This is a genomic window from Streptomyces sp. H51, assembly GCF_035656535.1.
GTDB lineage: Bacteria > Actinomycetota > Actinomycetes > Streptomycetales > Streptomycetaceae > Streptomyces.
The window spans coordinates 45,760-61,278 of record NZ_JAYMHD010000070.1 but is presented as its reverse complement, the minus strand read 5'-3'; the positions used below and the strand labels follow the sequence as shown (position 1 = coordinate 61,278).

At 69.9% G+C, this 15,519-nt stretch carries 9 protein-coding genes; 1 reads left to right on the top strand and 8 read right to left on the bottom strand.

Annotated elements, in window-relative coordinates; translation table 11 throughout:
- Window positions 1-2 precede the first annotated feature (2 nt).
- The 8 genes from VKA29_RS25615 to VKA29_RS25580 form a co-directional block, all read right to left on the bottom strand.
- Window positions 3-908: a tetratricopeptide repeat protein gene (locus tag VKA29_RS25615; RefSeq protein WP_324788335.1), complete on the bottom strand. Its 906-nt coding sequence runs from the start codon at window positions 906-908 to the stop codon at window positions 3-5.
- A 178-nt stretch (window positions 909-1,086) separates the two neighbouring features.
- Window positions 1,087-1,329 carry a hypothetical protein gene (locus tag VKA29_RS25610; RefSeq protein WP_324788334.1) on the bottom strand — a complete coding sequence of 81 codons (243 nt, stop codon included), beginning with the start codon at window positions 1,327-1,329 and terminating at the stop codon, window positions 1,087-1,089.
- A 603-nt stretch (window positions 1,330-1,932) separates the two neighbouring features.
- Entirely contained in the window at window positions 1,933-2,361 is a 429-nt protein-coding gene (locus VKA29_RS25605; RefSeq protein WP_324788333.1) for a hypothetical protein, read from the bottom strand.
- 232 nt (window positions 2,362-2,593) lie between these two features.
- Window positions 2,594-3,640 carry a radical SAM protein gene (locus VKA29_RS25600; RefSeq protein WP_324788332.1) on the bottom strand — a complete coding sequence of 349 codons (1,047 nt, stop codon included), beginning with the start codon at window positions 3,638-3,640 and terminating at the stop codon, window positions 2,594-2,596.
- 36 nt (window positions 3,641-3,676) lie between these two features.
- Window positions 3,677-4,927 (bottom strand): cytochrome P450, encoded by a 1,251-nt coding sequence (locus tag VKA29_RS25595; RefSeq protein ID WP_324788331.1) that lies wholly within the window; start codon window positions 4,925-4,927, stop codon window positions 3,677-3,679.
- A 56-nt stretch (window positions 4,928-4,983) separates the two neighbouring features.
- Complete coding sequence (locus tag VKA29_RS25590; protein WP_324788330.1) at window positions 4,984-6,678, bottom strand: ABC transporter ATP-binding protein; 1,695 nt, start codon at window positions 6,676-6,678, stop codon at window positions 4,984-4,986.
- 396 nt (window positions 6,679-7,074) lie between these two features.
- Entirely contained in the window at window positions 7,075-9,651 is a 2,577-nt protein-coding gene (gene lanKC / locus VKA29_RS25585; RefSeq protein WP_324788329.1) for a class III lanthionine synthetase LanKC, read from the bottom strand.
- Between the two features lie 52 nt (window positions 9,652-9,703).
- The gene (locus VKA29_RS25580) at window positions 9,704-11,209 is read right to left on the bottom strand and encodes a cytochrome P450 (RefSeq protein ID WP_324788328.1); all 1,506 of its coding nucleotides are present in this window, start codon (window positions 11,207-11,209) and stop codon (window positions 9,704-9,706) included.
- A 1,567-nt stretch (window positions 11,210-12,776) separates the two neighbouring features.
- On the opposite strand from VKA29_RS25580, the gene VKA29_RS25575 reads away from it, so the two are divergent.
- On the top strand, window positions 12,777-15,335 hold the full coding sequence (locus VKA29_RS25575; RefSeq protein WP_324788327.1) for a helix-turn-helix transcriptional regulator: 2,559 nt from the start codon (window positions 12,777-12,779) through the stop codon (window positions 15,333-15,335).
- Window positions 15,336-15,519: the final 184 nt, after the last annotated feature.

Sequence of the window (15,519 nt, the reverse complement as noted above, 5' to 3'; positions counted from 1 at the left end):
GTTCAGACCCCTTCGTCCGGTACCACGGGCCCGCACTGCTGCTTGAGCGGATGTGTGTCGGGGAGGGGTGCGGCCACCAGTCGTGCCTGGGCCACCAGCTCGTCCCTGGCCGGGCCGGACGAGAGATCGATCAGGCTCAGCAGAGTGGACAGCAGTTCAGGGTGCTCGGGTCCCAGGGTCTGCTTCTTGGTCCGCAAGGCGTGCTCGTAAAGACCGCGGGCCCGTTCCCGGTCGCCCTCCACCGTCGCCGCGACGTGTCCCAGCACCTGCAGGCAGTAGCCCACCTCGACGTGGTCGGGGCCGTACGTCTCCCGGTAGAAGCGCAACGCCCGCTCGGCGTACGTCTTCGCCTCGAGCCGTTCCGCCTGGGCCAGGACGCCGGCCAGGCACAGGCTGTCGGCCGCGATCTCCGCCGCGGCTTCGGGGGTGTGCGCGTGCCGGATGTCGAGTGCTCTTCGGACTGCCTGCTCCGCGGCGTCCAGTTGCCCGGCCGCGAAGTACAGGCCGGCCAGATTGTGCTGGACCGTGGCCTCGCCGACCGGGTCCTCCACGTCCTCGAACAGGCTCAGGGCGCGGGTGTAGCACTCCTCCGCCTCGGTTCCCCGGCCTGTGTAGCGGTACAGGATGCCGAGGCCGTTGAAGGTGAGGGCGAGTTCGAGGTCGCCTTCGGCGGACCCCGTCCGCGGTTGCCGGATGAGATGCCGGAGCACCCGCTCCGCCGCGCGGTACCGGCCGAGGACACGCAGCAGTTCGGCACCGGTGCGCCAGGTGGTCAGAGCCAGCTGCCGTCCGCGCGCGCTGTCCGGCAGTCGTCCGGCGAGCCGCACGGCCTGCCCTGCCTTCGCCCGCGCCTGTGCCCATTGGCCCGACCGGTGATGCTGTTCGACCTCGGCCAGAAGATCCAGCAACTCACGTTCGACTGACGATGGCGGGGTGGTGCCGTGGGTAGGTCGGCTGGTGGTCAAGGAGCTGCCCTATCGGTGATCGGGAGGTGGATCCGGCTCTGCTGAGGCCAGTTGACTGCGCTCGTAACACGCCGGGACGGGGCCCCGTCCCGGCGTGCAACATGTGAGGAGCAGAGGTCCGTCAGAGGACCGGCTCGGCGTGGTTCAGGCTCAGACCCCGCATCACCGGCTCCGCGTGGTTCAGGCTCAGACCCCGCATCACCGGCTCCGCGTGGTTCAGGCTCAGACCCCGCATCACCGGCTCCGCGTGGTTCAGGCTCAGACCCCGCATCACCGGCTCCGCGTGGTTCAGGCTCAGACCCCGCATCACCGGCTCCGCGTGGTTCAGGCTCAGACCCCGCATGACGGGCTCGGTGCGGTTCATGTGCACTCCCTGTGTGTGACGGTCGGACATGTTCTGCGCTGCAGGCAGTGATTCGAAGTTAGGTGTGAACCGGCACCCGATCTCTGAGCATTTTGTGCTCCAACTCCCCACGCACTAAAGGGATTTCCCGTGTGACCCAGGTGATTGGAGAAACGGAAGGTACTCCTGTGAACCACGGCTGGGACGCCGAGCGGGCCGGCCGCGCTGATTTTCGGTCGCGGCTCATGGCGGAGACGGCGCCGATCGCTCGTCAGGACGGGAGCCCGACCGGTCCACTGCGCCGGGGACGGAGTCGTCGAGCGGACTGTTCTGTTCCGGAGTTCCCCATGTCCGGACTCCGGCCGGACGAGCTCTTGCCGTCCTCACCGTGCAGTGCACCCGGCCCTTCCCGGGGGCGGTGGCCGACGGGGCAGGGGCAGCCGAACGGCTCGCTGCCCGGAACATGGTGGGCCCGGCCGTCTGCTGGGCCGCTTCGGCGTCCTGGGGAGGCCGTGCGGGCGGTCGGAGCGGTCGCCGGCGGTCCTCTTGCCCGTCCGGTGCGCCATCCGCGCCCTCCCCCGCACCGGCGAGGCGCCCGCCGTCGGCGGGGGGGGAGGAGGAACCCTATCGCTCGCCTGCCGCATTCCTCGGCGGAGTCGGGCTGGGGACGTTGTCGGACCGACCGCGCTGGTTGAGGTGGCGGCAGGCGTGCTGGAGGTTGTGGCGGGCCCTCAGGAGATGCGTCATGGCGGCGGGCTGCCGGGCACGTTTCGCTTGCCCGGCGGCTGCGGCTGCCTCGCCGATGAGGCCGCGGAGCGCAGCCGTCAGGTGCGGGATCCAGGACTCGTAGATTTGGCGGTCGAGCGTGGGATGAGGGCGTGTCTGGGTGCGGTGTCGGGCATGCACCAGCCAGCGGCGAGCCGGAAGGCCACCGGTGAGGGGCCGCAGGCAGCGCTCGGTGGCCGAGGCCAGTCCCAGCTGCCAGGACCGCGCATGCGGTCCGGGCAGCTCGGCCAGGTCGTCGTGGAAGGCGAGGATGGCGTCGATCATCATGCCGCACCACCGGCGCAGCTCGTCGGTGTGCGCCGGCCGGCGGCCGCGACCGCCGGCCGGGCGGTCCACAGCAACTGGTGGCGGGCGGCCTCTTCCACCCTGCAGAGCACACCACCCGCCATGCGGCCGCAGTGCACGCCGTCGCCCTGCGGGATGCCCGTGCGCTCTGCCGTGTCTCGAAGGACGGCGGCCGCGGATCGGGTCCCGGTAGATGCCTCCACCTGTCGCATGCTCAGCCCGGCTCGTACGCGGGACGCTGGTCGATGCGCCGGCGATCGGTCTCGGACGCGAAGTGGTAGTCGATCGCGCGTGTCGCCTCCGCCCACTGGCTCATGGTGCGCACCGGCTTCAGGGTCTCCACGACGAACGGGTCGTGCCAGCGTTCCACCGCACGCCGCCACAGCTCCGCCGGGGGATCGGTGAGCACGTCGCCGACCGTCCCCTCGTAGGCGGCCATGCCGCGTACCAGGCCGTCCGGTTCGATCTGCAGGACGGGCAGGAATACGCCGCGCTCGATCAGATCGGGATGCATCTGCAGCGCCAGGTTGTCGGTGGTGCCGATCCTGACCGTGGGCGGGGCCAGAGCCCGCAACTTCTGGACGTACCGCGAGCTGCCCAGCAGCCGGACCTGGTCGTCGGACAGCAGCTCGTGATCGGCGAAGCCCGGCCGGCTGGCGAGGCCCTCGGGGACCACGGCGCCGAACGTGATGTGGTCCAGGGCCGGGAAGCGGGGCGCCACGTCGGTGATGAGCTCCTCGATCTGGTGGAAGTTGCTGCGCACCACCACCCAGTCGATGCCCAGGTCGGGACGGGAATCACCGGCTTCCGACCGCTTGCGGGCGAGTCGGTCGAGCAGCGCCAGCGCGTCCATCGCCCGGGCGAACGATCCCCGTCTGCCACGGATCCGGTCGTGCACGTCGGCGGACGCGCCGTCCACGCTCACGGTCACGCCGGCGAAGGTGCTCAGGACCGACTCCGCCGTCTCCTGCTTCAGGGACCATCCGCTCGTGAAGAGCGAGACCGGCACCCCGGCCTCGGAGAACCGGTCGGCGACGGCGAAGACCCCGCGGGCCAGGAGAGCCTCTCCCCCGGCCAGGCAGACCGCGTGCGGGCCCATCTCGACGATGGCGTCCGCGACATGCAGCATGTCGGCGGGGGACAGCTGTCGGATCGGTCGGCGCCCGGACTCCGAGTAGCAGTGAACACATCGCAGGGGACACGCGTAGGTGATGTCCCAGATGACCTCGAGGGGGTGGTCCGGTATGGGCAAGGCGTCCATGGCTCCGCTTTCTCTCAGTGCACGCGGTGGGTGCCGTCAGTGCCGCACCGGGCACGTCTCGGGCCGGAGAACCACCGGGAGCTGCCTTCTCCGCGGCTCACCGGACAGTCGCACGTCGGCGAGAACCATCTGCGGGAAGCGTGCCGTCAACGTCTCCAGGGCGACTCGCACCTCCGCGCGGGTGAGCGCCGCTCCCAGACAGTGCTTGTGACCGAGGCCGAAGGCGACATGCCGGTTCTCGGACCGGTCCGGATCGAAGGTGTCGGGGTTCTCGAAGTGGGCGGGGTCACGGTTCACACCGGCGAGGGCGCAGTGCACACCGGTTCCGGGGGCCAGGGTGATGCCTTCGACCTCCACCTCCTCCTCCGCGTACCGGGACGCCAGGGTGGTGGGTGTGACGTAGCGGAGCAGCTCCTCGGTCACGGGCTCCAGCCAGCCGGGCTCCCGGCGGAGCCGGTCCCATCGGTCCCGCTCGCCCAGCAGAAGCTCCACTCCCTCGGTGAGCAGGCGGGTCATCGGTCTGTGTCCGGCTATCAGCAGCAGCCGCACGGCGGACAGGACGTCCTCCTCCAGCGTTTCGGCCTCGTCGCCGCTGACCATCGCGCTGATCAGGTCGTCTTCGGGGGACTTCCTGCGCTCGGCGACCAGCTCCCGCAGATAGCCGGCCAGTTCGATGCCGGCCTTCTTGGTCACCGAGCTGGCCTCGCCGTACTCGGCGACCCAGCCGTAGACGTAGTTCCTGATGTAGCGGCGCTCGGACATCGGAATGCCGAGCAGCTCGCAGAGCACCGCCACCGGGAAGGGACGGCAGAACGACTGGACCAGGTCGATCGGTTCGGAGTGCGGGACCTCGTCCAGCAGCCGGTCGGCCTCCTGCTGGATGCGCGGGACGAGTCCACCCACCCGCCGGTGCGTGAGCTGGCGCGAGATCAGGCGGCGCAGCCTGAGGTGCTCCTCCGTCGGCGGGAAGAAGAGCATCTCCTCGTCGCACACCTCCTCGTCGGCCGCGGTCCGCATGGTCTGCGCCAGAGGGTGCTCGCCGCGCAGGCCCGGCTCCTTCAGCACGGCGGTGGCGGCGTCGTAGCGGGCGACCATCCAGCCGTTCTCGCCACCTCCGAGACTGACGCGGGCGAGGCCGGCGTCGCGCAGGGTGCCGAGTGCGGCGGGGTCTCTGAGCATCCGCGCGCCGATGACAGGGAACCCGGCGGGGCAGACTTCGGCGCCCAGGGCCTCGGCGAGGTCCTCGGCTTGCGGCCGACGCGGGACATCCGGGCTGTTGCTCTGCATCTGGCGAACCTTTCCGTACGGCTGGAGCTCTGCGGGGTGGCGACGGCCGCGGGTGATCACCGCGCGGCCTCAAGGAACTGGGTGGTGGCGAGTTCGGCGTAGAGCGGGCTGGCGGCCACCAGTTCCTGGTGGGTGCCGACCGCTTGGACGATGCCGCTGTCGAGGACGACGATCCTGTCGGCCATGGCGATGGTGGACAGCCGGTGGGCCACGACCAGCACCGTGGTCGTCCGGGAGATGTCCGCCACCGTGTCCCGCAGTGCCGCCTCGTTCACGGCGTCGAGCTGGGAGGTCGCCTCGTCGAGGAGCAGGAGCCTGGGCCTGCGCAGCAGTGCGCGGGCGATGGCGACACGCTGGCGCTGTCCGCCCGACAACCTGGTACCGCGGTGGCCGACCAGTGAGTCGAGGCCCTCGGGCAGGCGTTCGACGAGGTCGTCCAGGCGTGCCGTGCGCAGGACCTGCCGCACCTCGTCGTCGCTGGCCTCCCGGCTGCCGAGCAGCAGGTTGTCGCGCAGCGAACCCGAGAGGACGGGTGCGTCCTGCTCGACGTATCCGATGGCCGAGCGCAGTTCGCCGATGTCCCACTCGGCGATGTCCCGGCCGTCCAGGAGAATGCTGCCGGCCGTCGGCTCGTAGAAGCGCTCGATCAGTGAGAACAGGGTGGTCTTACCGGCCCCGGACGGTCCGACGAAGGCGGTCATGCCGTGGGGAGGGACGGTGAAGGTCAGGCCGCTGTGTACGGGTGGCAGCTCGGGTGCGTAGCGGAAGTGGACGTCTTTGAACGACAGTTCGGCCGGTTCGGCGTTGCCGGGCCGGCCGCCGCCGGTGCCCTGCGGCTCGGCCGGCAGCGCCTCCGCGGCCCGGATGCGGTGCACCGCCGCGGCTCCGAGGTTGTACTGGCTGACTCCCCCGATGAGCTGCTGGATGGCGGGGACGAGATAGAAGACGTACATCAGGAAGGCGATGAGCCTGCTGGCCTCCAGCGCTCCCGAGGCCACGCGCACGCCACCGACCGCCAGGACGGTGAAGAAGGCCACCTGCATGGCCATCTCCGCCACGTTGCCCGCCATCGCCAGCCATCTGGCCGCGCGGACGCTCGCGGTCCACGCGTCCTCGGCGGCATGGTGAACGGCCGCCTCCTCGGCTTCCTCCGCTCCGGACGCCTTCACCGTGCGCAGCGCGCCCAACGCACGCTCCACGCTGGCTCCCACGAGGCCCAGCGACTCCTGGGACGCCATGCCGGCGGCGTTGACCCGGGACATCACCGAGCGGACGATCCAGCCGGCGACGAGCAGGACCGCCAGGGTCACCGCCGTGAGCACCAGGTCGAGCAGGCACATCAGAGTCGTGGTGGCCACGAGGGTGAGGGCCCCCGTGACGGTACCGACGAGCGACTCGGTGGTGACCTGCCGCAGCATGGTGGTGTCGGACGTGACCCTGGATATGAGGTCGCCCGGCTCGGTACGGTCGAACTCCGAGACGCGCAGCCGCAGGAGATGTGACGTCAGGCGACGACGTGCGTTCAGGACGATCGTCTCGGCGGCGCGCCGCAGCGTGTACGCGCCGAGCGGTCCGACCAGTGCGGTGAAGGTGACCAGGGCCCCCATCACCAGGAGTACGTCCCGCGGCGGCCGTCCGGAGGCGAGGCCGTCGATCAGCCGCTCGGCGGCGAGGGGAACCGCCAGGCCGGCTGCGGCGGTGAGCAGATTCAGCGCTCCGCCGAGAAGCAGCTGCGGCCAGGTCGGCCGCATGTGGCCGAGCAGAACCCGCCAGGTGGGCGTTGTGTCGGCGGAAGGCGCGGGGGGGTTCTCCGACGTTCCGGGTGTGTCCGACGCTGTGGCGCGGCCGGCGTGTGGTGGGTTCAAGGCGGTCCCTGAGGTGGACAGGCACGTGAGATGTGTGTGCGGTGCGGCTGCTGCCGGGATCTGCTCCGCCGTCGTCAGGCCCCTCCGGCCTCCGCGGGCCGTGACCGGCGGTATGACGAGAGGCCGGCAGGGCACATCCGGTGGCACCGGGAGCAGATCACGGCTCCCGGTGCCACCGACCCCGTCAGCAGGTTTGGTAGTACGACGTCACGATGCTGGTGCACGGGTGCGCGGACAGTTCCTCGGAGAGGGACTGGAGCTGCAGAACGTTGGCCATGGTGGTCACCTCCTTCCTTGCTCCCCGACCGCGGTGTTCCGCAGATCGAGGAACGGGATGATCGACGCGTTCCGGTCGAACGCGACGCCTAGGGCAACGAGGAGTCCCGCGGAGCCGCTGTCCAGGTCCATGGACAGGCGCAGGAGCTGGTTGCCGGGGAAAGCCAGGTGTCCTTCGTGGGACAGTGCGTGCCAGGAAAGTCTGCGGATGTGTTCGCGGATGAGCGGCCGGTCCTCGTCCTGACCCAGCAGGGCGAGGGTCACGATCAAGCCGGCGCGGCCCATGAACAGAGCCGGATGACGCACGAACGCCGCGCCGCACGCGCGCCGGACACCGGAGACGACCTCGGCGAAGCCGGGTTCGGCGCGTCTGCTCAGGTAGTCGGCGAGGACGACGGCGAGGCCTCCGCTGCCGGGCCCCAGGTAGAGGAGGTAGCGGTTGTTGTAGAGGAGATTGAAACCGCCGTCCTTGGCGAACTGCCCGCGCTCGACCTCCCGCTGGAGTGCGGTCCGGGCCAGGTCGAGGTAGCGCTCCTCGCCCGTGTCGTCGTGCAGCCGGAGGAAGTAGTGGGCCACACCGGTCAGCCCGTGTTCGAGACCGACCCTGCCCTGCGGCGGGAACATCGGTGATCCTGCGGCGCGGAGCTGGGACGCCAGTGTCTCGCCCATCTCCAGCGCTTCCTGGCGCAGGCTCTCGTCACCGGTGATCCGGGCGAAGTTCAGCAGGCTCAGGCCCGCTCCCGCGATGCCGCCGTGCAGCCCGGGGGCCGCCAGACGGTCGTGCGTCGCACGGGCGCGGCCGAGCATGTCCCGGGCGTCGTCGTGGCGTCCGAGCGCCTGCAGGGTCGCGGCCACTCCGTGCAGGCCGTCCATCAGGCCCGGGCGCGGGTTGTCGGCCCGGCCGACGGCGTCCACGAGCCAGTCCACGTAGTGGTCCGGTACGGCGGAGCCCACCTGGTGCAGGGCCCACAGGACCCCGGCGGCACCGGAGGCGACGGTGATGCCTCCGGTCCCGAACTGCTGCGGGTCGCCGGGGAACAGACGGTCCTTGCGGTCGGGTGAGGCGCTCGCGTGGATCCCGGCGACGAGGGAGTCGCGGATGGCCGGCCAGTGCGGTTCCTCCGCCGTGAACATGCGGGCCGGCAGGTCCGGTCCGAACGGTTCGTGTCCGGTTCCGAGGCGGCGGACGAGCCGCGCCCCGAACCCCTCGGGGACGGGGAAGTGCTCGGTGACGACATCGGTCAGGGTCGCGTACTTGACGGGGTCGCGCTCCTGCAGCGGGCTGATCGGAAGGAACACCCACTGCCGGAGGCAGTCGAGGGCGTAGTGGTCGGCGTCGCGGCCGGACATGCCCCGGGGGGCGGTGAACCCGGGCGCCCCGAGGGGAGGCGCCTGGGTGTCGGTCAGGTCCGATGCGATCTCGAAGTCGATCAGCGCGACCCGGCCGTCGGGCCGCAGGATGATGTTCGAGGGATGGAGGTCGGCGAACCGGACCCCCTTGGCGTGCACCGACATCAGCGCACGGTCCACCTTCGCCAGGACGTCCGTCGCCCACGCCGTGTACTCGGCGAGCCACTCGGCGGAGGGATCGGGACTGCTCAGCGGGTAGCGGTCGAAGACCTCGCTCAGCAGGGTCTCGCCCTCGATGTACTCCTGGACGAGGAAGTGGTGCTCCCAGATCACCAGGTGGTCCAGAACCCGGGGGACGCAGTCGAGGCCCTCCAGCCGCAGCAGCATGTCCCGTTCCCGCTTCAGCCGGGTCACGGCGTCCTGGCCGTCACGGTCGACACCCGCGTGGGGGCGCGCCTCGATCAGCACCACATACCGGTCGGAGTCCTTCTCCCGGGCCAGGTACACCCCGCCGCCGTTGGAGAAGTGCAGGGGCTTCTCGACCCGGTAGGGGAACTCGTCCCCGCCGGCGGTGCGCCGCTCGACCGACGCCCGGAGCACCTCCGGGACCTCCACCCACTCCGGCACGGTGAACACGGGGTCGCGCCTGTCCGGCACCAGCCGGCCGTCGGGGGTGCGGACGGCGTACACCTGCTCACCGCTCGGCGACAGGTAGGTCATGGGTACGAAGGCCCCGTAGCGCACGTACACGGGGACGTCCTCGTACCGGACGTCGCTGAGGATGTAGGGGCCGGTGAAACCCCGGAGCAGATCGGCCAGCGCGGGCAGCACGGAGGCGAGCTGCTCCTCGTCGTGAGGGTAGAGGGTCAGGAGCTTGCCGCTGCTGCCCCGGCCGGCGTACTTGTTGTTGAGCATCCGCATCGCGGCCTTGCTCCGCAGGAACTTGAACGTCAGGTCCCGGGACAGGCAGAAGTCCACGACCAGGTCGACGACCGTTTCGGCGTCGGAATCGGTCGCCGACACATGGATCTTCCAGCCCTGGTCCGGCAGTTCGGCGCCCGCGGGTTCGGCGACGACCCACAGCCCGTTCTCCCGCCGGGTCCAGCCGTCCGGGAGAGCGCGGCCGGACGCCGCGAAAAGGCTGTCCTCGTCCTTCATGTGCCAGGGCGGCTCGAAGAAGACCGGATCGGCCTGGCAGTACGCCATGAGTTCCGGAATGGTGCTGGCTTCCACGCGTTGAAACTCCTGTCCAGATGTGGCAATCCGTGATGCCTGGGCATCGACGCTATGAACGCGGCTCGAGGACTACCATGAGCTCGAGCAGGTAGCGCACCCGGTTCTTTCTGTATTGCAGGCCTCTCCCGTCCCGGGAAAGAGCCATTGCGGGATAACGGCGTGCCAGTGTTTCCAGCGTTGTGCTCGTCAGCATCCTGGCCAATGGCTCACCGAGGCATCGGTGATGCTCGTGGCCGAATGCGGCGTGGGCTTTTCCGGCCCGGCCGATGTCGAGGACATCGGGGTCCGGGTAGACGCTCGGATCACGGTTGGCCGCCATCAGCGAGGCCGCGACGAGCTGTCCTTCCGGGATCCGCACACCGCCCTCGTCGACCGGGCACCGTGCCCGGCGTGGCAGGCCGAGCGGATAGGGCGTCACGAACCGCAGCAGTTCCTCGGCCGCGTCCTCAGCGGCAGCCGGATCGTCGACGAGCCGCTGCCACTGCCCGGGGTGCAGGAGCAGAGCGGCCACTCCGTTGGCGAGCAGGGTGGTCGTGGGCCGGCACCCGGACACCAGCAGGAGCCGGGCGGCGGACACGAGATCGTCCTCGGCCAGGCGGTCGCCCTCCGCGGCGATCGCCCATCCGATGAAGTCGTCGCCGGGCCGCTTCCGGCCGGCTTCGATCAGTCGGCGCAGGTAGGCGTCCACGTCCTCGTGCGCGCCTGGCGGCGGGACGGAGAGCCGCCGTACCAGCCAGTCGTGGAGGTAGTCGCGGTCGGCGTCCGGGACACCGAACAACTCGCACAGCGCGAGTACCGGCAGCGGCACCGCGACGCGGCGGACGAAGTCGGTCTCTTCGGAGGCCGGCAGGCCGTCCAGGAGTCCGTCGACGCGGCGCTGGACGCGTTCCCGCAGGCGGGAGACGTGCTCCGTCGTGAGGTGCCGGCCGATGAGTTCCCTGAGCCGCCGGTGTTCACGAGCGTCGACGCTGATCGTGTCGGTGCCGCCTCGATGCTCGGCCGCCAGTTCGGGGCACTGGGCCCGGAAGCCCGGCGTGATCTCGACGTCGCCTCTCAAGTGGGGGGATGCGAGGACCTCGCCTGCCGCCTGATGTCCGGTGACGATCCACGTGGTGGTCGCGTCGGCGGCCTCCAGGCGGTGCACGGGCCCCAGTTCGGCGCGTTGCCGCATGGCCTCGGCGTCGTGGAGCAGCATCGCGGTCAGGGGCGGAAGCCGCACCGGGTAGGTACTCGGTACGGCGGCCGGCCGGCCCATTTCGCGCAGATGGTCGACCACGGCCGATTCGATGCGGTCGGGATCCTCGTCGAGTGACAGCAGGAGCGCCGGACACGGAGGCTCCGGGGAACCACCCGCGGCGGCTTCCTCGCCGGGAAGCAGGGCCACCACCGCCGCCACCCGCTCGGGGTGGCGGTCCGCGATCTCGAACGCGGCGTGCGCGGCCCGGTCCGCTCCGAGCAGTACCCCACGGTCGGGGCTGTCGTCGCGGGTCAGGAAGTCCGTCAGTACGTCGATGCACCGGGCGAGGTCGCCCTGCGGCGCGTCGACGCTCCGCACACTCCAGTTCCGCGGGATTCCGCCGGATTCCAGGAAATCCGTACCCAGCGGTGTTTCGCCTATGACGACCAGACAGTGACTCGGCGATTCCGCACCGTCCCACGGGCCACCCGAGCGGACGGATCGAGTTTCTGCATCCGACTTCACCGGATCACTCACTCCCCCCACCAATGGACTCGAAAAAGACGATGAAGACGCGCTGTGAATTTCCGGAAAACTCTTGCAGCGCTGAACAGACCATAAGCGGGCGTGCGGCAGAACAGGAGAGGTAATCGTTACTCAACGAACCCGCTCGTCCCGCGGAATGCTCTGTTCCATGTTCGAGTCGTGATGGGAGGTTTGAAGCAGCTGAATCCCCGGCCATCGGCGCGGCCGCCGGGTGCGACGGCGGAGCGGAAGAGAAAAGACCGAACGGGAGTCGCGCCGGCGGCGAGCGCGCACCCGGAGGTGCGGCAGTCGGCCGTGCACACGTCAAGGAGGGTTCGAGTGACACACCTGTGACATGTGTGGTGTTCCGAAACGTCAGGACCGCAGCTGCGGGGCACGGATGAGCGTGTGGGCGAACGCCGTCCGCGACCGGTGGGCTCCGGTGGAGAACATCTGCCCTGGGCGGCAGACGCGCAGGGTGAGGGCGTCACCCCTGCGGAGGGCCGGCCCGCACGACGCCGGCCGGGCGGGCACCCGGAACCGGTCGACGTACGCTCAACTGCCCGGTGGGACCGGGCAGATGTGACATGTCCCTGCTATGGCAGGCGCTGCGGGTGACGTGGCACCGGGACAGCGCACCCGGGCCGGCGGCGTGGGCAAGGCGCCGCTCAGGTCCGAGTCGCGTAGTGAGCATGTGTTCTCCCCCGTTGTCGGCGGCCGGTACACGCACGGTAGACAGCCGCTCTTGCAGATGACTGGAAAGAACGGGAGACGGTTCCCAGTCGTTTCCAAGACGCCCGCCGGCCGCGCCGGCGACGGCCCGGGGCGGTACGGGCACCGGCAGGCACGCCGTCAACCGCTGAAGCCCGCCCTCCGGCCGACCGCAGCGGTCACGAAGCCAAGAGGGGCCCGAGCATGCCCCCGGCGGCCTCGCATCCCGCCTGACCAGGTGAAAGACTCCAGAAGGCCGGCTCTCCCGGTCACCCCGCACGGAGGTTCTCAGGACTCGGCCGACGTCCTTCGCCTTGCCTAAGTGGACGACGGTCCCCTATCGTCCATGCCGCAGCGTAGCGGGATATCGCCCAGCATGGTCACTCTGGGCGACCCGAGAGGCACAGCGACGCAGGGTCTGGGCAACCCTGTCCTCGTACGGCTCAGCCGTGATGTCTCCGGCGACTTCAATCGACAGGCGCGCTTGCGACCACAACCAGTGGGCTTCTTTCACCAATTTCACGCTTGAAGCATTCGTTCGGGGGAGGCGATATGCAGAGCGGCATCGGCGCCGCGTACGCAGGACTGATTTACCCACCCGGGTCCTCGCGTTAGGAAATTGCTCCGCGGGCGCGCCGTCGGCGGGCAGAGCGGAACCCGATCTGGTACGTGTCCACTGGGGCACCCGCACAGAACTCTGCGGAAGAAGATGATCCCACACGCCTTCAGTTCATCCACCGATCAGCAGACCAAACTCCAGAATCCTTTACTGATCGACGAGGCGACGCCTCTTACGGGCCGTGAAGTCGAACTCGACAAAGCCTGCCGGGTACTCGGCGCCACCAGCCGACCGGCCGGGGTCCTCCTGACGGGGGTCACGGGGATCGGCAAGTCCCGACTGGCGGACGAGATCGTCTCGCTCCACGGACGGGATGCCGTGGACGTCGACCCCGCGCTGCAGGAGGTGCTGCGTACCCCTGAGGCAGTCGGCTTCCTCGAGAAGACGATCGCCCGGGCCGTCCGCCTGCGCCTTCTGCTCCGTGTCGACAACGCTCACCTGCTCGATCCGGCCGCGGTGCCGCTGCTCCTGCAAGCCGTGTGCCGTCAGCACGTCCGGCTGCTCGCGGAGATCAATTTGGACGCCGGGGGCACCGGAGCCGGTGACGCCCTGTGCCGCAGCCCCTACCTGCACACCATTCACGTGGGACCGCTCGACGCCTCCACGACACGGCGGTTGGCCGGCCATTTCTCCGGGCAACGGATTTCCCAGCAGTGCGCGGCGCGACTCGCCGACCTTTCCGCCGGAAACCCTTCGGTGCTTCGAGAAATCATCCGCGCCCTCCAGAACGAGCGTCCTGCTTCCATTTTCGGTGACTCCAGATTGATGATTCCTGAGTCGGTCGTACTCAGAAAACTCGCGGACGCGCGCATCGCGGTACTCGAAACGGCGCCGCGGGAAGCTCTCGAGCTCATCGCCCTGGCGGAACCGGCACGGCTCACGGCCGTCGAAGAACTCGTCGACCCGGACGTTCTCGTGTCGCTCGAGGACAGACGGCTCATCACCACGACCGTGGATGACGCAACGGCTCACATCACTGTTGCGGATCCGTTGCTCGGCCACGTGCTGCGCCAGGAGACGGGCCCCCTACGCCGGAAGCAGCTGCTCGCTTCCTGGAAGACGGCACTGCCGGAGAGCGAGAGACAACCGGACGAATACGTGCGGATCGTCAGCTGGGAGCAGCAGAGCGGGCACACCCTGTCGGAAGGCCGGCTGCTCCAGGCGTGCAGGTACGCGCTCAGCCGCCACGACCTGCCGACCGCCACGCACTTGGCGCGGGTCGCGTGGCGCACGTACCGGTCGGCGAGCGCTGCCGACCTTTATGGCCAGGCACTCTTGGCCAGCGCGTCGCTCGACGACCTGCACAAACTGTGTCTCGAAGCGGTCGAGAAGGACGACGCCGAGGTCGGGCGGGCGCTCCAGCCGTGGCGGGCGCGCGCCTGGATCCTGGGCTGTGACTACGCGCAGGCCGAGGCGGCCATCAGCGAGATGCAGGGGCCGGCGAAGGAGTTGCTGGCGGCCCTCTCGGATTACTTCCAGGGGCGCTACCAGGACTGCCTGCACCGCTGTTCTCCGCTGCTGGCCACCGCGAGTCCCGCCATGCGCGTCGAGGCCACGGTGTTCGCGATGTCCGCTCTGTGTCATCTGGGACGACCACTGGACGCCCTGGCTCTGTACGAGGACGCCGCACGTGCGATGCGGAGCGAGGACGACGTGTGGGCACCGCACACGGACTCCCTGGAGGAGTTGCGGGCCTGCGCACTGCACCTGTCGGGGGATCTGCGCGGCGCCCAGGACATACTCGAACAGGAATACGGCGACGCCGCGCGCAGGATGTCCTTCCGCACGGACACCCAGAGGGGTCTCGCGCTCGGCTTCACGCTCTACGAGCGAGGACTGGTCCGCAGGGCCCTCGCCCACTTCGTCCTCTCCCCCGCCTATCAGGTGGGGTGGGAACAGTGGCACGCGCGTGCCGGCATCTACGCCGAACTGGCGTCCAACTGCCTCCCGGACAGCCAGCGGAAGGCTCCTCACGCCCAGCTCGACACCCTGCCCAGCGGGCACTACACGCATCTCGCCATCGTGCGCGCCCACCGTGCCATGTCCCGCGGAGACCAGGCCACGGCTCTGGCGCTCCTGCAGAACGCGGTACGTGACGCCCAGGCGCAGGGGGCCGGCACCGATGTGGCGATCATCGTGCACGAGATGGCGCGCATCGGCCTGGCGTCGGACACGCGCGCACAGTGGTCCGTCGCCGTGCAAGGGCCGTATCTGCAGGCTCGCCTGCGGTACGCGCAGGCGCTGGCCACCGGCGATCACGCGTTGATGAAGTCGGTCGCCCGCTCCTTCGCCGCGGCCGGCGCGGAACTCTACGCGGCGGAGGCGTACGCCGAGATCAGCCGCATGCGCCGAAGGACCGGGGACAGCGGTGCCGCTGCCGCCGCGGTGGCGGCGGCCCGTGCCCATCTCGGTGCCTGCGACCCGGTGCGGACCCCCGCGCTGCGCTTCCTGGACCAGCCGGCGTCCCTGTCGACCAGGGAGCGGACCATCGCCGGGCTCGCGGCCGAGGGGCTGTCGGACAAGGAGATCGCGGAACAGCTCGTCCTGTCGCCGCGGACCGTGAGCAACACCCTTTACCGCGTCTACCAGAAGCTGGACATACCCGGACGCCGTCACCTGCGGCAACTGCTGGAGGCCTCGGCCTTCTAGCGAAGGGCGATCACGTCGACGAGCCCTGCCCGGAGACCGGGCAGGGCTCGTCGACGTGTCCTTGCGGGCTCACCGCGCCGACGAGAGGGTGTCGCCGTGGGTGCGCCGCGGTTGTGGAACTGCCGTGCGGACGAGGGCCCCGCACGGCTCGCGGTCCGCGCGCTCACCGGGTCATGGCGCAGGC